Source organism: Corynebacterium intestinale, assembly GCF_023574125.1.
Classification (GTDB): Bacteria; Actinomycetota; Actinomycetes; order Mycobacteriales; family Mycobacteriaceae; genus Corynebacterium; species Corynebacterium hesseae.
On record NZ_JAMKFF010000015.1, the window covers coordinates 1 to 17,095 of the forward strand.

Here is a 17,095-nt window from a genome sequence, read left to right on the forward strand (position 1 = left end):
GTTCGCGGCTTCACGCCGGTACTCCGGCGTGTACTTCTTGCGCTGTTGACTCACAATGAACATCCTCTCCCACGGACACAAGATCCGTACAAATAGGGTGTCCACTAAACGAGGGTAACCTCAATCACAGCTCAAGTCATTTGATGGTAGATTTAAAGTGTCGTTCAATTACTTGATTGACAGCTGTTCGAATGGCCTACTAGACCTTGCCCCCAGTTCCACTCAACTACAAGGAGACTCGCATGAAACGCACACTCAAGGGAGCGCTTGCATCCATCGTGATTGCTGGACTAGTCCCTGCAACTCCCCAAGCTATTGCCCAAGAAAATCAGTCCGAACCATCCATCCCTTATAGTTACGAACGAATTCTAACATGGGATGAAGAGGGAAACCCCACTTCGGGGGTTGTCACTTTTGATGTGGACACCACAATCGTGAAACCTCGGGCCACGGAGAATGTCGGCGGTGGCACCTGGACCTATGGGAGCAGTTACACATCTGACGGTTCCAAGGTTTGCACGTCTAAATACATGCACAGGACAAAGACCCACACCGCCACGGCCATTATGGGTACCAAAACTAGCACCGGGACCGCTAAGCCCGGGAGTTGGGCTTCCGCTAGTGTGACAGGCGGGCGCTCCGCGGGTGTCTGCAACGCCTACTGGTCCACCCAATAGGTTCTTTCGTTAGGCCCCATGAACAAATTCATTCTTCCAACAGCCTGCCTAGCCATCGCCGTTGGTTATGCATTTTCCCATGCAACATCAACAGCTATGCTCGAAGGGCAGGCGAACGGGCTACTTTTCTCACGCAATCTAGTGGGGCAAATCATGGGATCTGCGTCTTTATGGATTAGCTGCGCATTTCTGGCAGGAAAATCCATATCGGGCAGAACACTACTCTCATCGTTCGTCGGAGTATTTACAATCCTTTTCATGTTGGCAGTCCACTATGCGACGGGCGCGCTTCTCGGATTTTTTTCATCTAGTATTTTTTCTGATAACCAGATTTGGTTCCTCGCTTCATTGCCTGTAGGTATGATATTTGGCTTATTAGGCTCTTTATCGAACAGAATCCCTTTGCTTAGTTTAATTCTTGCATTGTGTTTCTTAGCTGAACCTTTCGTAGTTGGATATATACCTGGGTTGAAATCTCTTCCCTGGACGACTGCTCTTGCCGGCCAGATTGCCGGAATTTTCTTGATATGTGTAGGTATTCTTATTGTTTATATAGCCTGCAAGGAAGTCATTAAGGGTGGTAGAAATGGGTAACATACTGATATACGGGGTTAGCTCCGAGCAATCTTGGGACGTAGCGGAACAACTGGCTGCAACCTTTTCTGTAATAGTTACAGATGATGAAATTCAGTACGATTTCCCAAGGGATATTGCAGTCGTGCAAGAGGATGAAGATTTACCTGAATTATCCCCTCTAAGAGGGTTTATCGTGTTTTTCGACGTCAGCGATGAACCAGGCTCGGTAGCGCGAAAGATTTATATCGATGAATACTTTGAAAAACTTCAGCATCTGACTAATCAGGCACTCTCTGCTGTACCCTCCGGTGGGGGCATTGTTTTTGCAGCTCTCAATTCCTATGGACCACCAAATACCAAGGAAGCTGAAAGGTTTTTCAGGGTTCTTGAGAACCTTGACAAATCGGATGTGAGCAAGCACTTTTTGGGAACGCATAAGGCGATGCAGGTGCCTGGAATAGAGATCTGCTCCCCTGAGGAACTTAGTGGTTCTGTTCGGGCTCGCGTGGCATTTTCCTGAGTGAATGTCATTCGACCCACTTTAAGACAGGCAGCGGGATCGCTTCAGTAGCGGAGGGCGCTGCCGTGAAGGGTGGAGTACTACGTCACGACAGTCACGGTAAATAGTGCCCCCGAAATCTTTACAGATTCGGGGGCACTATTTACCGTGAGTGACGTTCTTAGTCAGCGTGGTTAGCGGTTGAGGCTCCTGATAACAACAACCAGAGCAACGACGAGGCCGAGGAGGACTAGGAATCCGAGCCCTACCAAGAGGAAGGGGAAGCCGGAGAAGAGCGATGAATCATCGTTGTCTTGCGCGTGGTTCTCCGTGTCTTCTTTATCTTCTTTTTCCGCTGGCGCAGAGGGCTTCTCGGTCTCGAGCTTGACTGGTGCAAAGGTCGGCTCCGGAACGGGATCCCCCACGGCGTCCGCAACGAGGTCATAGGTCAGCACGGGAAGCTGCGTATTTTCGTCGATTTCCTGTTCAGCTAGTAGCTTTTCGTAGGTTACGGCGATGTATTGCTCGCCGCCCTGCCACACTGCGGCGATGTCAGAAGCTGCCGAACCATCGTCGTGGGAGCCTCCGTAGCGGTTGGCAAAGAGAATGGGCGCTGGGTAGCTGAAATCGGTTTTGTAGTCCTTTTGAATGGTCGCGTGGGATCCTTCGACATCGATCTCCGCGCGAGCTTCGTTGTACGCGGTAACAATGAGAGAGTCACCGGGATCGTTGTTTTCAAAGTCGTCGGCTTCTTCGACCATGGAGATGCTGCCAGCAAACTGCTGGCCATGTTCGACGGGCATGCGGTAAAAGTGGGTTTCACCGGGGACGATCTGTGCGCGTACCGGCTGCTGTGGGTTTAGCTCAGAAGCGTCGGTGAACCACGTTCCGGGCGAAACCTCGGTGGGGTCACCGGAAGCTGCGACGGTGCCTGGTTCAGTCTTTTCTTCAGCCGGATCTGGTTGTCCGCTCATATCCGGCTCGCCAAAGCGAGTAATGGTCACTTCCACACCGAGCTCTTCTTCCTGCTTCCAGTCACCTTTACGCTGGATCGAGAAAGCGAACTCATCGGAGTCGCAGCCTTCCACGCCACCTTGAGTGCTATATAAAGCTGCGGTCTGGTACTGGTTCACTGAGCTATCAGTGGCGGAAGCGGAGTCGAGTTCACAGGATAGTTCGGCTGCATCAATGTCTAAGTGGAGTGATCCACCTTTTCGGAAGTTGTTGATGCTCGGTGTTTGCGTCGAGTTGGCGCTAATGACAACGCGCTCGCCCTCAGCAATCGGGGTGGTGAAGAAAGTAGTCGATTCAGCGGAGTGGCCCTCGCCTTCCGTCGGAAGAAGGGTGGTGGAGAAGGCTTCCACGTCACGGTCGACTTTGGCGGGAGAACCCTCGGTTTCGCCGCCTTCAATCTCCTCCAAGTCTGACTCGTAGGCGTTGTAGGCGCGCGGTGCTGCGCGGCTAAGCTCCTTGGCCAAGCTATCGGCGTCGGAGGCGTCGGCATAGGTGCCGCCGGTGGTGTCGGCAATGCACTGGAGTTCCTGTTGCGCCTCGGGCTCAACGTTGAAGCCGACGGTGTTGATGACCAGGTCGATGCCCTGTTCTTTGAGTTCCTTCGCCACATCGCAGACCGGTGGCGGGGTACATGTCGCAACGCCATCCGAGACCAAGATGATGCTGCGCTGGCCTTCTTTTGGAAGCTCGGCCGCGGCCTTGCGCAGAGATTCACCGATGGGCGTAAAGCCGCGCGGTTGCAGGCCATCCATGTGGCCAATCATCTTCTCAGAATTGCCGGCCTCGGGTGGCGTTACCACGGTGATGTCCTGGCAACCGGCTGCCTCATCTTCGGGGGCCTCGCCGGTGTTCCCGCCGTAGGTGACAAGTCCCAGAGGGGCGTCGTCCCCGGCTTCGGTGATGAAGGTGCGGGCGGCATCTTTGGCGGCGTCGATGCGGGTCTGGCCGCCGGCATCGTTGGTGATCATGGAACCGGAGGAATCGAAGACCACCATGGTCGGAGCCATGTCACTAGAAGCAGCGGGGGAGCTCGACGCGGAGCTACTAGTGGAGGTTGAGTGTGAATCTTCGGCGGTGGCTGTGAGGGGAAAGAGAACGGTTGCGACGGAGAGAGCGACTGCTGCGAGGAAAACAATCGCCGTGAGCAATGGTTTTGGTTTAAAACGTGACTTTGTGTGCATGTGAGTTAAATTACACACGAGAGGCGAGCTGCGCTTGGGAACGGGGAATACAGGGGGATTAACCCCCGTGCATTCCGTTTCCGTTTGCGTGTTTTAGGGGGCCTTAGAACAACCGGGTATACATCCGGTAAAGCGAGTCGAGCATGCTCTGAATGTTGTTGCGGACCGGGCTGTTCGGGTCCAGCGCCGCCACACCGCCGGCGACAATCAGCGCGCTGATGGCCCCCAACAGGAAGCCAATCATGCCGCCGCGAGAGGACGAGCACGAATCATCCGAAGACCCATCGGAGGAGCCTGCCGAGCTTGCCGACGCCCCCGTAGAGCCCTCGTCACAGTTCTCATCCGGCTTGGCTGGCTCATCGGGCTCACCTGGCTTGGCTGGCTTGGAGGGATCCGAAGGCTCGGAGGGCTCGGCAGTTTTGGTAGTGGTAATGGTCGTCGGCACCTTGGTGGTGATGGTCTTTTCCTCAGTGGTGGGCACCATCGAGGTCACTGTCTTGGTGGTCTTCTCCGCTGGGAGCGTGGTGGTCACCGTGGTGGGGACCTCTTTGGTTTCCGTGGTGGTCACGGTGGTTGGAACTACCGTGGTGACGACCTCAGTGGTGGTCGCCGGCGCCGGGGTCGTCGGCTTCTCTTCGCGCGGGTCCGCAATGGCGTGGTCGTTGTTCTTCAGCGTGACCTTGTCCACCAAGTTTGGGTTGTTGGCGTTGTAGGTGCGGAAGGTGAGCTCATCACCGGTCACATCGACGACCATGTAGTCCTCGTCGTAGTCCTGGCGCCAGATCGCCGTGGACTCGTGCGGCAGAGCAGGGTCCATGTTTTCCATGCGGGCATTGGGGTACTTCTTCCCGTCCTCGCCCTGGAAGTCATAGAACTTGCCGCCGCCCGCCGAGGTGGTGGTGATGTAGAGGACCTCACCGTCATTGGGGGCGAGGACGTCGCCACGCTTCGCAGGAGCCTTCACCGGCTCAAGGCCGTTCATGAGGTGGGTACGGGTGTAGATGTGATCGTGGCCGCTGAGTACGGCATCGACGTCCAGCTCAGACATGACCGGAGCGAGCTTCTCACGGAGCTTGGTTACATCGCCATCGGTGTAGTGGGTGCCTTGAGAGAAGAAGGCGTGGTGCATGCCCACGATGATCCAGTCATTGAAAGCTCCGCGGTTTTCAATGGTCTTACGCATGAACTCCGCATGGCGCTCAATGTCCGCGTCACTGCTGGCGTTGGTGTCGAGCCCAAGGAAGAGAACGTTGTTGCGCTCAAAGTAGAAATCCCGCAGGTCTGGCTCCTGATTCGGGTTGATGAAGTGCTCATCGTAGTGCTTCATTGCCAGGTCTGACGGGTACGTCTCGTGATTGCCCGGCAGTGCGTTGGTGGGAATGTTTCGAATCTCCGGTGAGGAGAAGTAGCCGTCGTACTGCGCGATCGTCGCGCCCCAGCCCTCAACCTGGTCACCGAGGGACCAGATCATGCTGGCTTGAGGGGCGTCGGCAACCGCGTTGCCGATGGTCTTGTTCCACTGCTCGGTCTGACCCTTGATGTCGGCATCGACTCCAATCTGCGCGTCAGAAACCGTGACGAAGCTCCAGTCCTGGCCAAAGCTGCCGGTGTTAAAGGTTTCAGGCTCGGACCAGCCGCCCTCTTCGGAGCCGACGCGGTAGGTGTACTCGGTGTTTTCCTTTAGACCCGTAGCGGTGGCGTAGTTGGACACGTATGCAATAGCGCCACCGTCCTTTTCCTCGGCTTCAAAGGTCTGGGCGCCGTCTGGGCCGGTGACCTCGAGGACTTCCTTGTCTGCCGGGCCCTGGGTGCGCCACGAGACAATGACGGAGCTTTCCTTGCTTCCCGGTTGGAGCACCATCCGGGAAATGGGGCTAGTTTGAGCGGTAGCCAGAACGGGAACGCTTACCTGTGAGGTGAAGACAAGAGCGGCCGCGGTCATGGTGGCTACGCCAGCGGAGGCGGGAGAAAAACTAAAACGCTTCATTATTGCTTTGTGTGCCTTTTGCGATGAATATCGGAAGTTGAGTGTGAGAGTGTTTCTCTGCTGAGAAAACAGAGAAACAGACATGACCTAGTCACAGAAACATCTCAAGGTGAACCTCCGGTTAAGCAGAATAGAAATCTGTGGAACATGCCCCCGGTATAGGGGATATCACGCGCTGTTTCGCGTTGAAGTAGCAGTTTTGGTGAGCTTATGTTTAGCCCCATGTCCCACGAATTCGGGTCCACAGATACCCCAGACTCTTCAGAATCTTTAAGAAACTCTCGCGCTATCCGCTTTAATCGACGCACCGCGCTGCGTTGGGGCGCCGTTGGTGCATCCACCGCGGCCGCTGGCTATGGGCTGTCGGCAGCAACTGCCCAGCACGGCACCCCGCGCCAGACCCCGTTGGAAGCGTATAACCAGTACACCGGCGCCCAGCTGCCTTTCCTCCACGGCGTTGCGTCCGGCGATCCGCTGCCCACCTCGGTGGTGCTGTGGACCCGCGTCACCCCGGACCGGGATGCCCTGCCTGGTTCTGGCATGGGAGACGACGTTCACGTGGCATGGGAGATTGCTACAGATGAGGCGATGGGTTCCGTGGTGGCACACGGCCAAGAGGTTGCCTCCGCGGAGCACGACCATACCGTTCACGTAGATCCCTTTGGCCTGAACCCGGACACCGTGTACTACTACCGCTTCCAGGTGACCTCGGGTGAGCATAGCGGGGCGTATTCGCCCGTGGGCAGGACGAAAACTGCGCCAGCTGTCGATGCCCAGGTAGACAACCTGAAATTCGCCGTGGCCTCGTGCGCCAACTACGAATCGGGCTTCTTTAACGCCTACAAGGACATGGCGGAGCGTGGACGCTCCGGGGAGCTTGACTTCGTGGTCTTCCTTGGGGATTACATCTACGAATATCCCACGGGGGAGTACGTGGGCAAGAGTGGTGTGGCACGTGAGCACCACCCCGTGTGGGAGATCGTCACGCTGGAGGATTACCGCATCCGCTACGGCCGCTACCGCACCGACGAGCACCTGCAGGCTGCGCATGCTGCGGCCCCGTGGGTCGTGGTGTGGGATGACCACGAGACAGCCAACAACTCCTGGCGCGAGGGCGCCGAAAACCACACACCTGGGTTTGCAGAGGGCGAGTGGTCCCGCCGTTGGAACGACGCCTTGCAGGCCTATTATGAATGGATGCCGCTGCGCCAAAAGCAGCTGAGCGAGGGCGGTAAGCTTTACCGCAACCTGCGCTTCGGCTCTCTCATGGAGCTCACCATGATGGACCTGCGTACCTACCGCGACCAGGAAACCACCGCCGCTAACTTTGGGGATCCGAATCGAACCATCGTGGGTAACGAACAGCTGCAGTGGCTGCGAGACACTATTGCGATGTCAGACGCCACGTGGATGGTGATGGGCAACTCGGTGATGATGGCTCCCATGCGCCTGCTGACCATCCCAGGTAATGATGCCGCCAATGAGGGCTTGCGCTTTGTCAAGGGCAATACTTCTGGCTTCGCCGTGAATTCGGATCAATGGGATGGATACGCCGCCGACCGTGACCGTGTACTCGAGGCTCTTGATGCTCGCGAGGGTAACTCCTTCTTCATTACCGGTGATATTCACTCGGAATGGGCCAACGACATCTACCTGCACGACAAGCGCGTGGCCTGTGAGCTGGTGACTACCTCAATTACGGCGCCCAATGTCGACGAAATCCTCACCACCTACACAGGCACCTACCACGGGGAGGACAACTCGACTTCGTTGCTCATTGAGGACGCAATCAAGGACGCCAATCCGTGGGTAAAGCACTTGGACTATGACTCCCACGGCTACGCCGTGGCACACCTTTTCGCTGACCACGTGGACATGCACTACTACCGAGTTTCTGATGTGGAAGCTGAAGATGCTTCGGTATCGCTAGCAGTGAGCAAGACGTGGAATCCCAAGGATGGATTCACCGCCTAGCCGCCATTCGACGGTGAGGTCGCCGGGCGGGATCAGTCCAGCGCTTTAAGGTAAAAGAATCCAATCAGCGCGCGCCGGGGAATATCGAGCAGTGGGCGCAGGAAGGGGAGGCGGGCGGGTTGGGAGGAGGCGTCGACAAGCAGCAGCGTGCGCCCATCTCGCAGGCGCTCCAGGGTAAAGGTCTCCTCGCCGCGCTCGATGTGGCCAGGGAGGGTGCCGTAGGTAAAGCCACAGCGGCCCTCCTCGCGGAATACATCCACCACTCGGCAGCGAAACTCCCACGGCCCCAGCCCGAGGCTGACCTCAGCGCCTTCCTCCACCGTGGCGTGGCTGGGCCGTACCCGGAAGAGACCGCTACGCTGCAGGCCCCAGCGGAAGAGTTTGTCCGCGGCGTCATCGAATTCAGCGTCGATGACGCGGGACATGTGCAGCTGCGGGAAGCTCTCGGTGGAGGAGTACGACAGTGGCTCAGGCATGGTGTTCAGCCTAGTCAAACCGCCCTTAGATGATGCTTGAGAAGAGTAAAATAGGGTGTATGCAGGAGAAACGACAACGACTTATCGTTCCTGATTTAGCGCGCGGCACGGCGCTTTTGGGGATCGCCATGGCGAACGCCGTGCAGAGTTGGGTAGTCAATGATTGGTCGATAGGTCCCAGCTCCACCCTGGGCGGTGTGCGCCCCGATAACACCTTAGACACCGTGGCCGCGGTGTTCACCGGCATGTTTGTACGTGTGCGAGGCCTGCCGATGTTCTGCATGCTGTTGGGCTTCGGCATTGGTCTCATTGCTGCTAGTTTGCAGCGTAAGGGCTACACCATTAAAGAATCGCGGCGCGTACTCATCCGCCGCTACGGGCTGCTTGCAGTTTTTGGTCTGGCGCATGGCTTCGCGCTTTTCGACGGTGACATCATGCTGGTCTATGGCCTCATGGGCATCGCCTTGGTTTGGTGCTTTACGCTTTCGACGCGCACGCTGCGGCGCATTGCCTACTGGTTCTTTGGCGGCTATGCGGTTTTCGCCGGTTCGGGCGCGGTGGGAGCCTATTTTGGCTACTTCAATCCTCTGCCCAACTCGCGTCCGATGACCGGTGAACTTGTCACATTCGGTGACTATTTCGCCCGCAACCTGCGCGGTGAGGTTGCTGCTCTGGGGCAGATCCCCATCACATTTGTGGGGCTGGTAGGCGTTTTACTCATCGGATATATCTGGGCGCGGGAGGGCGTGCTTGCAAACGTTTCTGCGCACCGCCGAACCTTGGTCACCTGGGTTGTTATTGCAGGTATGGTCATTGTCTTTGTTGGTCTTCCGTGGGGGCTTGCGGCCGCTGGCGTTGTGTCAACCGAATTGGAACCGGTGTTCTTGATGCTGAACCAAGCTTTTGGCTTTCTTACGGGTCCTGGCATTCTGGCGGTTTTGGCACTGCTCACGGAGAAACTCAACAATCGCGTTCCTGGGTGGGCCTTTGCTTTCGTGGCATTGGGCAAGCGCTCTATGTCGGGCTACATTGCGCAATCGGTTTTGTTTATTGTTCTTGTCACCCCAGCCGGCTTCGGACTAGGCGCGGATGCTTCGGTGAGCGGCAAGCTTGGAATCGGTCTGCTGGTCTTTGTCCTGACCCTGCTTCTCGCTGCTCTGCTTGAGGCTTGGGGCAAACCTGGCCCGTTCGAGTGGGCGCATCGCCGGCTGGCGTACGGCCCAACGTGTCGTATTGAGTCTAAGTCGGCTCTCGGGTCGGCCTGATGTTGGTTTAAACGGCTGATTCTTCGCGCAGAAGCCAGCCGCAGAGCTCCTTCTGCGCGCGGTCCACGCCACCGGGGTAGCTTTCCTCTAGCTCGAGTTTTACGTTATCAAAGATACGTTCCGAGATGAGTTCCGCGCGCTCTCTACTCAGCTGCCCGCGCAGCTCATCGAGCGGCACCTTAAGCTCCGTGTACGGACTCGGGCGGAAGTACCATGACCGCATGTCTTCCGAATAAACGACAATAATCGTCTTCGTCATGTGCGATTCCAATACAACATTGCCAAACACGAGTGATGTTAGCTTCGTGGATTCCATAGCCGCGAGTGTAGACCGGTGCGACAATGTTGCGGGGTTTAAGCGGGTTTAACCTGCAGTGACCGGCTGGATGGAAAGGTAATGTGCATCGCCCGCGCAGCCTTCGAGGCCGGGAACTCGGATGAAGGCGCTGGCGGTCTCGCCGGGTGGGTAGACGCGCAAGCCGTCGGCTGCTTGGGGCTGGCAGGAAGCGGGATCGAGGACGCCGACGTTGGTCATCTTGAGGCTCGCTGAAGCGGTGTGTCCTGGCTCTAGCGTGACGGGTGCCGTTTCTTGGCCGGTTTCGCGCTCGGCGGCGGCGCCAAGTTGGGTGCCGTCGTCATTGGTGACGGCCGAAACGCCAGGGAAGCCGTTCAACGTACAGGGCTCGGAGGAGGCGTTGGTAAAAGTGATGTCGGCTAAGCGTGAGCCCGCGGCACCCTGCTCGTTAGATAGTCCGATGTCGAGTTGTTCCGTGGAGCATGTGCCATCGGTCGCGGCCTGGGCGGTAGTGCCTGTATCAGGTTGCCCCTGACCGGGGTCTGCTGGATCTGCGTCGGGGGTCTGCTGGTCCGCGGGAACTAGACCTACAGACTCCGCGTCGGCGGATTGGGTGGTGGTAGGGGAGGCGGCGTCAAGCATGGCATCAGTGTTTTCATCGGTGGCGCAGCCGGTGAGCGCTAGAGCGAGGGATGCGGCGAAAACGGGGAGTAGTCGCTGTGTAGTCATGGTGCGGAGTCTAGGCGTTGAGCTTTCAGAGTTCTTGCAAAGCGGGGAATACACGCTCCTTAAGCAAAGGGGCGATGTCGACATTCGGGGCAGCGGGATCGACCCACGCTAGCTCCGCAATCTCCTTGTCTGGATGCGCGACGGAGATTTCTTCCTCATAAACATAGACGTGCGCGTGGATGGTTTGTGGGACGTCGTTGGCGGCAGGGGAGATATAGGTGGCAAGCCGGCGCAGTTTAGACATATCGACCACCGCGCGCACGGCCTCGTGGGCGATGAGCTGGGCGGCCTTGGCGGGGTTAATCGTGTCATCGATGGAGCCAAAGGGCAGGACGAATTCTGGGGTAGAGGTGGCGCGGAGGACGAGAACGCGACCGTGATTATCGCGCAGGATAACGGCGACGATTTCAGCAATGTCTGCGGGAGATGAGGGCGAAGTGGAGGTCTCAGACATGCCTCCATGGTAGGTCGGCGCGGGGTGCGTAGGGCGGTGAAGAAAGAGAGGGGGCACCCGAAAACTGTCAGTAATGTAACGGGTTGGACACAGTCACCCACGTTAGAAAACGGCCGTCCAAGGCGCGTGCCATCATAGGGGAAGTCTTATAGACCATTACGAGAAGAAGTGAAAGAGGAATTACTCAATGCGAAAAATTCCGCACCTTAAGAAAGTCCTCGTGGGCTCGGCTTTCGCAGGTGCGTTCTTCCTGGGTAACCCAGCTGCGGGTGCCCAGGAGCTCCCCACAATCCCGGAGATTGATTCGGCAGGTTTTGTTGATCAGGTACGCGAGGATCTGCAGTCCGTGGGCATTGAGACCATGCCCGTGGACAAGGAGCTGACAGACACCATCGATTCAACAGTTAACGGCGCCGCCGCAGCGGCGTCGAAGGATGCGTCCCAGGCGGTTGCTGGGGCCGTGAATTCCCCTGCAGCGCAGCGCCTTGCGGGGCAAGCGAACCTGGATACCCGGTTACCGGTTCCGGTAGCACCGCAGGACTATGCTGGTGCCGACGCCAAAACGGGTGAACCGCTGACCAATCCTGCCCCCATCGGATTACTGGAGGAGGCCACGCAGCCGGAATTCGTGCCACAGGGCACTGATCCGAACTATGCGTGGAAGAATGACCTGTTCTCCAAGATCGCTGCCGGTAAACCGCAGGCGGACTATGTCCTGCACCGAGTGCCGGGGTCCTACTATGATGCTCCTCAGATCCCGGAGGAATCTAATGTAGCGATGACCGAAGGCAAGTCCCTGTATGGCCCGGGTACCCCGCTCTACATTCATGAGGACACCATGTGCACGCTGACGGCAGCCGGCACCGATGCGGAAGGCCGCAAGGTCGGTATTACCGCTGGTCACTGCGGAAATGTCGGCGATCCGGTCTCTTCGGCAGACTCCTGGCAGGTTGGCCCGACCGGCACCGTGGTGTCAAAGAATGAACAGCTGGATTATTCGCTCATCGAGTTCGGCTCCAAGGCCGAGGTGTCCCGTAGCTACAACGGCGTGACCGCTAATGGGGTTGGTGGCACCACCCAGCCGGGCGATATCACCTGCAAGAACGGCGTGGCCACCGGCCGTACCTGTGGCATGACCTTCCAGCACACCGAGCGCGTCACCGTCAACCAGGTGTGCGCCATGGTTGGAGACTCCGGCGCTCCGGTCTTCCGCAACGGCCGCATCGTCGGCTCGGTATCCCGCGGCCTGATTCCGGGGCTGCCGTCGTGCCACACCCCGTGGCAGGGCGCGCTGCACAACCCCACGGTTGTGTCTAACACCGATGCCATCATCGCGGATCTGAACCGCCGCGAGGGCGTAGGCTCCGGTTTCGCGCTTCCGGAGAACTAACCTCCGCCGCGAAACCGGTCACGGAGCCGCGGGCGCGTGGCCGGGAGAGTACGTTTCTAACAAATAGTGCCCCAGATCTTTAAAGATCTGGGGCACTATTTGATCGAATCGTCGTCGGGGCGCGACGCTGGGGAATGACGCTGGCGTGCGGCGCCGCGCTGCGGTGCCGCAGGGGAGTTAGGAGAGGGCGGAGAGGGCGACGTCATGAAGCTTGCCGTTGGAGGCAAGCGCTGAGCCGCCGTGGGGGCCGTCCTCGCCGCGAACGTTGGTGAAGCGGCCACCGGCCTCGGTGACGAGGAGCGCCGGGGCGGCCAGGTCCCACAAGGAGACCTCGGGCTCGGCGGCGATGTCGACGGCGCCCTCGGCCACGAGGCAGTAATTCCAGAAGTCGCCGTAGCCGCGCAGACGCCATACCTTGTCCGTCAAGGACACGAAAGCATCGCGGTTTGAGCCCCAACCGGACAAGGAACTCATAGCAAGGGAGGCATCCGCCACGTCGGAGACCTCGGAGACGCGAAGGCGCTTGGGCTCCCCGCCGAAGACACGGTAGGCGCCGCCCCCCTTGGCCGCATACCAGCGGCGGCGCAGGGCCGGGGCAGAAATGACGGAAACCACCGGCTCGCCGTCCTCCAGTAGTGAGATCAGCGTGGCCCAGACGGGGACGCCGCGCACGAAATTCTTCGTGCCATCGATGGGATCGATAACCCACTGGCGGCCCTCGAAGCAGGCCTCGCCGCCGAATTCTTCGCCCAGAACTTCATCGCGCGGGCGTGAGCGTTTCAGCGCCTCGCGGATGGCCTTTTCGCAGGCCAGGTCGGCGTCGCATACCGGAGTCATGTCCGGCTTCTCCTTGACTGACAGGTCTGCTGCCTCAAAGCGGTGCATCGTGATGGCATCCGCATGCCCGGCCATCTCCAAGGCCAAGCCGAGGTCTTCTTTGTACTTACCCACGGAGCCATTCCTCCATCTGATCAACTACCTGTTTATTGCCCGCGATACACCATTCCACACCGCCGGCTTCAACCTTGCGCGCCGCGCCGCCTGCTGCGAGCACCAGCGCTTGGCCCGGATACCAATCCCAATCCTTCACGGAATGCTGCATCCATGCTCCCCACGTGCCATCCGCCACGCAGGAGAGGTCCACGGACCCTGCGCCTAGCATGCGCACGGTGGCAAAGTGCGGGGCCACCTTCTCCCAAGCGGAGGCGATGGCGGGATCCGTGATGGAGGTGGGGTGCAGGTACGTCGACAAGCACAGCTTGTCGGCGGGGGTGTCGGTGAGCTTGGTGACGTCCTTGCCGTCCAGGCTGGTGGGGAAGTCACGGCCACCAAACCACGTGTAGCCCATGGCGGGGCGGTGGACGGCGCCGAGGATGACTCCTTCAGCGTCGACAAGCGCGAGCGCAGAGCACCAGTAATCGGCGCCCGAGGCGAAGTTGTAGGTGCCATCGACGGGATCGATTACCCAGGTCCGGCCGGAGGCCGAGTCGCGGTTGGCGCCCTCCTCGCCCACGATGCCGTCCTCGCCGCGCAGGGCTTCGAGAACACCGGCGACGAAGCGCTCGGCGGCGAAGTCGGCGTCGGTGACGACATCGGAGACGGAGGTCTTTTGCTCTACGTCGACACCCTGCTCGCGCAGGCGCCAGGCCAGGCGGCCTGCGTTATAGACAAGGGCCTGGGCTAGGTGGGCATCGGTATCGTCCGCGTGGGCGACGATGAAGGTCTTGATGATGGCATCGATCATCTCGGTGAGGCTTGGCTGGTCACTCATGCCGCCTATTGTCGCGCTAAACGCGGCCGATGGCTAATCAGGGAGAAAGAACAAGTAAAGTAGGGGGTTATGCGTCCGGAACAAACAGCTCGTCTTGAGGAACTCAGCGCCACTTTGACCTCCATTGAAAAGGTGATGGACCCGGAGGCGGTGTCCGAGCGCGTGCGCGAACTCGAGGCTCAGGCGGGGGATCCGTCGCTGTGGGACGATCCAGACCATGCGCAGAAGGTGACCTCGGAGCTCTCGGCGCAGCAGGCAAAACTGCGCAAGCTGAATTCCCTGCGGGGGCGGATCGAGGACCTTCCGGTCATGTCCGAACTAGCGGAGGAGGAGGGCGATGAGGCCTCCAAGGAACTCGTGGACACAGAGCTGAAAGAGCTTGGCGCGGCCATTGAGGCGCTTGAGGTAACCACGATGCTCTCCGGCGAGTATGACGAGCGCGAGGCCGTCATCAACATCCGCTCCGGCGCGGGGGGCGTGGATGCGGCGGACTGGGCGGAGATGCTCATGCGTATGTACACGCGCTGGGCGGAAAAGCACGGACACAAGGTCGATGTCTATGACATTTCCTATGCCGAAGAGGCCGGTATCAAGTCTGCCACCTTCGTGGTGCACGGCGAATACATGTATGGCCAGCTCTCCGTGGAACAGGGTGCGCACCGCCTCGTGCGCATCTCGCCTTTTGATAACCAAGGCCGCCGCCAGACCTCCTTCGCGGAGGTGGAGGTGCTGCCGGTGGTGGAGCAGACTGACTCCATCGAGGTTCCGGATTCGGAGGTGCGCGTGGATGTCTACCGCTCTTCGGGTCCTGGTGGTCAGTCCGTGAATACGACGGACTCGGCGGTGCGCCTGACACACATCCCGACGGGAATCGTGGTGACCTGTCAGAATGAGAAGTCCCAGATCCAGAACAAGGCCTCTGCCATGCGCGTGCTGCAGGCGAAGCTGTTGGAGCGCAAGCGTCAGGAGGAGCGCGCGGAGCTTGATGCGCTGGGCGCCGGTGGCAATGCATCCTGGGGCAACCAGATGCGCTCTTATGTGCTGCATCCGTACCAGATGGTCAAGGATCTGCGGACGAATTACGAGGTAGGGGATCCCTCCAAGGTCTTGGACGGAGATATCGATGGCTTCTTAGAATCCGGGATCCGGTGGCGCATGGCGCAGCAGGAGACCTAGGCCCGAGTAACAAATGTTGCTAATGTGGCTTAAGTGATCACTTTCGAGAATGTGTCCAAGGTCTATCCGACCTCCACAAGGCCCGCGCTGGACAACGTGACCTTTGAGATCGAAGACGGAGAATTCGTCTTTCTCATCGGCCCCTCCGGCTCCGGCAAGTCGACCTTCCTCCAGCTCATGGTGCGCGAAACCAATGTGAGCTCGGGAGACATTTACTTCGGGGACTTCCACGTCAACACGTTGAAAGGCCGCGAGGTCAATAGCCTGCGCCAATCCATCGGCTACGTCTTCCAGGATTTCCGGCTTCTGCCCAAGCTCAACGTCTACGACAACGTCGCCTTTGCCCTCGAGGTCATTGGCAAACGCAAGGCGCGGATTGCCAAGCAAGTGCCCGAGGTCCTCGACATGGTCGGCCTAGGCGCCAAGCAGCATCGCATGCCGCACGAGCTTTCCGGCGGTGAGCAGCAGCGTGTGGCGATTGCGAGGGCCTTTGTCAACCGCCCCAAGCTGCTGCTTGCCGACGAACCCACGGGCAACCTCGATCCCTCCACTGCCGCGGAGATCATGGCCTTGCTCACCAAGATCAATCGCCGCGGAACCACCGTGGTGATGTCGACGCACAACGCGCGCGCGGTCAACGAGGCCCGCCAGCGCGTCATCGAGCTGCACAACGGCACGCTCGTGCGTGACGAGAAGAATGCAATGTACGGGGAGGCGGTCTAGGTGAATCTAGGCTTTGTTTTCAGGGAAGCCTTTAAGGGGCTCGGGCGCAACATCACCATGACTATCGCCATGGTGATTACCACCGCCATTTCGGTGGCGTTGGTAGTGGCCGGCGTCTTGGTCACCCAGATGACCAATGACACCAAGGACATCTACCTCGAGCGTGTCGAGGTCATGGTCCAGCTCAATGAGGAGATTTCAGCCAACGATCCGGACTGTAAGGATGCCGCGTGTGCCGGGCTGAAGAAGAAACTGGAAGCGGATGAGGACATTGAGTCCGTGAGCTACCGCAACCGCGAGGATTCCTATCAGCGCTTCGTGGAGCTGTTCAAGGACACCGATCCGGTCATGGTTGAGGAAACCTCCCCGGATGCGCTGCCGGCTGCCTTCCACGTGCGGTTGAAGGATCCGACGGATACCGCGCCTATCGACGCCATCGCTTCCGACCCCGCTGTTAGCGACATCGTCGACCAGCAGGAGGAGGTTCGCAGCGCCGCTGGCAACTTGGATGCCATCCGGAATGCCACCTTCATCCTTGCCGCGGTCATGGCGCTCGCAGCCATCATGTTGATTGCGAACATGGTGCAGATCGCCGCCTACCAGCGCCAGCGAGAGACCGCGATTATGCGTATCGTCGGTGCCTCGCGATGGGTTACTCACGCGCCCTTCATCATGGAAGCAGTCCTCGGTGCTGTCGGCGGCGTTGTCCTCGCCGGTATTGGCGTCATCCTGGGCAAGAACACCGTGCTCGATCCCGCCCTCAAGGACCTGTACCACAACCAGCTTCTAGCCCCGGTGACCTCTGGGGACGTCTGGACGGCGCTGCCCATCGTCGGGCTTGTGGCAATTGTGTGTGCTGCGCTGACCGCACAGGTGACCATGCGCGCCTACGTGCGGACCTAGAGCTG

The 17,095-nt window shown here is 59.0% G+C and carries 17 protein-coding genes; 9 read left to right on the forward strand and 8 right to left on the reverse strand.

Translation table 11 applies throughout. From position 1 onward, the window contains the following. Nucleotides 1–242 precede the first annotated feature (242 nt). The 3 genes from M5J06_RS12510 to M5J06_RS12010 are packed head-to-tail and all read left to right on the forward strand — an operon-like array spanning nucleotide 243 to nucleotide 1,773. Nucleotides 243–677: a lactococcin 972 family bacteriocin gene (locus tag M5J06_RS12510; RefSeq protein ID WP_101735985.1), complete on the forward strand. Its 435-nt coding sequence runs from the start codon at nucleotides 243–245 to the stop codon at nucleotides 675–677. 18 nt (nucleotides 678–695) lie between these two features. Continuing rightward, on the forward strand, nucleotides 696–1,271 hold the full coding sequence (locus M5J06_RS12005) for a hypothetical protein (RefSeq protein ID WP_145990290.1): 576 nt from the start codon (nucleotides 696–698) through the stop codon (nucleotides 1,269–1,271). Further along, on the forward strand, nucleotides 1,264–1,773 hold the full coding sequence (locus M5J06_RS12010; RefSeq protein WP_101735986.1) for a hypothetical protein: 510 nt from the start codon (nucleotides 1,264–1,266) through the stop codon (nucleotides 1,771–1,773). Before M5J06_RS12005 ends, M5J06_RS12010 begins: the two co-directional genes overlap by 8 nt. Before the next feature lie 173 nt (nucleotides 1,774–1,946). Here M5J06_RS12010 and M5J06_RS12015 read toward each other — a convergent pair whose 3' ends face one another. Then, a complete protein-coding gene (locus M5J06_RS12015) occupies nucleotides 1,947–3,947 on the reverse strand; it encodes a vWA domain-containing protein (protein ID WP_250224750.1) in 2,001 nt (666 codons plus the stop codon). 103 nt (nucleotides 3,948–4,050) lie between these two features. Continuing rightward, nucleotides 4,051–5,934, reverse strand: a complete 1,884-nt coding sequence (locus M5J06_RS12020; RefSeq protein WP_250224751.1) for a purple acid phosphatase family protein — start codon at nucleotides 5,932–5,934, stop codon at nucleotides 4,051–4,053. 222 nt (nucleotides 5,935–6,156) lie between these two features. Here M5J06_RS12020 and M5J06_RS12025 point away from each other — a divergent pair, with 222 nt between their 5' ends. Beyond that, on the forward strand, nucleotides 6,157–7,908 hold the full coding sequence (locus tag M5J06_RS12025) for an alkaline phosphatase D family protein (RefSeq protein WP_180952133.1): 1,752 nt from the start codon (nucleotides 6,157–6,159) through the stop codon (nucleotides 7,906–7,908). Between the two features lie 32 nt (nucleotides 7,909–7,940). Here M5J06_RS12025 and M5J06_RS12030 read toward each other — a convergent pair whose 3' ends face one another. Further along, a complete protein-coding gene (locus tag M5J06_RS12030; RefSeq protein WP_250224752.1) occupies nucleotides 7,941–8,384 on the reverse strand; it encodes a DUF1990 domain-containing protein in 444 nt (147 codons plus the stop codon). Between the two features lie 59 nt (nucleotides 8,385–8,443). Between M5J06_RS12030 and M5J06_RS12035 the strand changes: the two genes are divergently transcribed. Continuing rightward, nucleotides 8,444–9,649, forward strand: a complete 1,206-nt coding sequence (locus tag M5J06_RS12035; RefSeq protein ID WP_250224753.1) for a DUF418 domain-containing protein — start codon at nucleotides 8,444–8,446, stop codon at nucleotides 9,647–9,649. A gap of 7 nt (nucleotides 9,650–9,656) precedes the next feature. On the opposite strand, the gene M5J06_RS12040 is transcribed toward M5J06_RS12035, so the two are convergent. The 3 genes from M5J06_RS12040 to M5J06_RS12050 are packed head-to-tail and all read right to left on the reverse strand — an operon-like array spanning nucleotide 9,657 to nucleotide 11,127. Continuing rightward, nucleotides 9,657–9,965, reverse strand: coding sequence for a hypothetical protein (locus tag M5J06_RS12040; RefSeq protein ID WP_070524691.1), 309 nt, complete (start codon nucleotides 9,963–9,965; stop codon nucleotides 9,657–9,659). Between the two features lie 48 nt (nucleotides 9,966–10,013). Continuing rightward, the gene (locus M5J06_RS12045) at nucleotides 10,014–10,673 is read right to left on the reverse strand and encodes a DUF4232 domain-containing protein (RefSeq protein WP_250224754.1); all 660 of its coding nucleotides are present in this window, start codon (nucleotides 10,671–10,673) and stop codon (nucleotides 10,014–10,016) included. A 25-nt stretch (nucleotides 10,674–10,698) separates the two neighbouring features. Beyond that, entirely contained in the window at nucleotides 10,699–11,127 is a 429-nt protein-coding gene (locus tag M5J06_RS12050) for an NUDIX domain-containing protein (protein ID WP_250224755.1), read from the reverse strand. A 187-nt stretch (nucleotides 11,128–11,314) separates the two neighbouring features. On the opposite strand from M5J06_RS12050, the gene M5J06_RS12055 reads away from it, so the two are divergent. After that, nucleotides 11,315–12,517, forward strand: coding sequence for a S1 family peptidase (locus tag M5J06_RS12055; RefSeq protein ID WP_250224756.1), 1,203 nt, complete (start codon nucleotides 11,315–11,317; stop codon nucleotides 12,515–12,517). Between the two features lie 177 nt (nucleotides 12,518–12,694). Here the strand turns inward: M5J06_RS12055 and hisN are convergent, their stop codons facing one another. Both hisN and M5J06_RS12065 read right to left on the reverse strand, forming a co-directional pair. Then, nucleotides 12,695–13,468 (reverse strand): histidinol-phosphatase, encoded by a 774-nt coding sequence (gene hisN, locus M5J06_RS12060; protein ID WP_250224757.1) that lies wholly within the window; start codon nucleotides 13,466–13,468, stop codon nucleotides 12,695–12,697. Further along, nucleotides 13,461–14,288 (reverse strand): inositol monophosphatase family protein, encoded by an 828-nt coding sequence (locus M5J06_RS12065; protein WP_250224758.1) that lies wholly within the window; start codon nucleotides 14,286–14,288, stop codon nucleotides 13,461–13,463. The genes hisN and M5J06_RS12065 overlap by 8 nt, the downstream gene beginning before the upstream one ends. Before the next feature lie 69 nt (nucleotides 14,289–14,357). On the opposite strand from M5J06_RS12065, the gene prfB reads away from it, so the two are divergent. The 3 genes from prfB to ftsX are packed head-to-tail and all read left to right on the forward strand — an operon-like array spanning nucleotide 14,358 to nucleotide 17,090. After that, nucleotides 14,358–15,464, forward strand: a complete 1,107-nt coding sequence (gene prfB / locus M5J06_RS12070; protein ID WP_070563529.1) for a peptide chain release factor 2 — start codon at nucleotides 14,358–14,360, stop codon at nucleotides 15,462–15,464. A 33-nt stretch (nucleotides 15,465–15,497) separates the two neighbouring features. Then, complete coding sequence (gene ftsE / locus M5J06_RS12075; RefSeq protein ID WP_070563532.1) at nucleotides 15,498–16,187, forward strand: cell division ATP-binding protein FtsE; 690 nt, start codon at nucleotides 15,498–15,500, stop codon at nucleotides 16,185–16,187. Beyond that, entirely contained in the window at nucleotides 16,188–17,090 is a 903-nt protein-coding gene (gene ftsX, locus M5J06_RS12080) for a permease-like cell division protein FtsX (RefSeq protein ID WP_070563535.1), read from the forward strand. The last annotated feature ends 5 nt before the right edge of the window (nucleotides 17,091–17,095 follow it).

Excerpts from the sequence above, each read along its gene's own strand:
- M5J06_RS12510 (WP_101735985.1), top strand. The coding sequence starts at position 243 with ATGAAACGCACACTCAAGGGAGCGCTTGCATCCATCGTGATTGCTGGA.
- M5J06_RS12005 (WP_145990290.1), top strand. The coding sequence starts at position 696 with ATGAACAAATTCATTCTTCCAACAGCCTGCCTAGCCATCGCCGTTGGT.
- M5J06_RS12010 (WP_101735986.1), top strand. The coding sequence starts at position 1,264 with ATGGGTAACATACTGATATACGGGGTTAGCTCCGAGCAATCTTGGGAC.
- M5J06_RS12015 (WP_250224750.1), bottom strand. The coding sequence starts at position 3,947 with ATGCACACAAAGTCACGTTTTAAACCAAAACCATTGCTCACGGCGATT.
- M5J06_RS12020 (WP_250224751.1), bottom strand. The coding sequence starts at position 5,934 with ATGAAGCGTTTTAGTTTTTCTCCCGCCTCCGCTGGCGTAGCCACCATG.
- M5J06_RS12025 (WP_180952133.1), top strand. The coding sequence starts at position 6,157 with ATGTCCCACGAATTCGGGTCCACAGATACCCCAGACTCTTCAGAATCT.
- M5J06_RS12030 (WP_250224752.1), bottom strand. The coding sequence starts at position 8,384 with ATGCCTGAGCCACTGTCGTACTCCTCCACCGAGAGCTTCCCGCAGCTG.
- M5J06_RS12035 (WP_250224753.1), top strand. The coding sequence starts at position 8,444 with ATGCAGGAGAAACGACAACGACTTATCGTTCCTGATTTAGCGCGCGGC.
- M5J06_RS12040 (WP_070524691.1), bottom strand. The coding sequence starts at position 9,965 with ATGGAATCCACGAAGCTAACATCACTCGTGTTTGGCAATGTTGTATTG.
- M5J06_RS12045 (WP_250224754.1), bottom strand. The coding sequence starts at position 10,673 with ATGACTACACAGCGACTACTCCCCGTTTTCGCCGCATCCCTCGCTCTA.
- M5J06_RS12050 (WP_250224755.1), bottom strand. The coding sequence starts at position 11,127 with ATGTCTGAGACCTCCACTTCGCCCTCATCTCCCGCAGACATTGCTGAA.
- M5J06_RS12055 (WP_250224756.1), top strand. The coding sequence starts at position 11,315 with ATGCGAAAAATTCCGCACCTTAAGAAAGTCCTCGTGGGCTCGGCTTTC.
- M5J06_RS12065 (WP_250224758.1), bottom strand. The coding sequence starts at position 14,288 with ATGAGTGACCAGCCAAGCCTCACCGAGATGATCGATGCCATCATCAAG.
- prfB (WP_070563529.1), top strand. The coding sequence starts at position 14,358 with ATGCGTCCGGAACAAACAGCTCGTCTTGAGGAACTCAGCGCCACTTTG.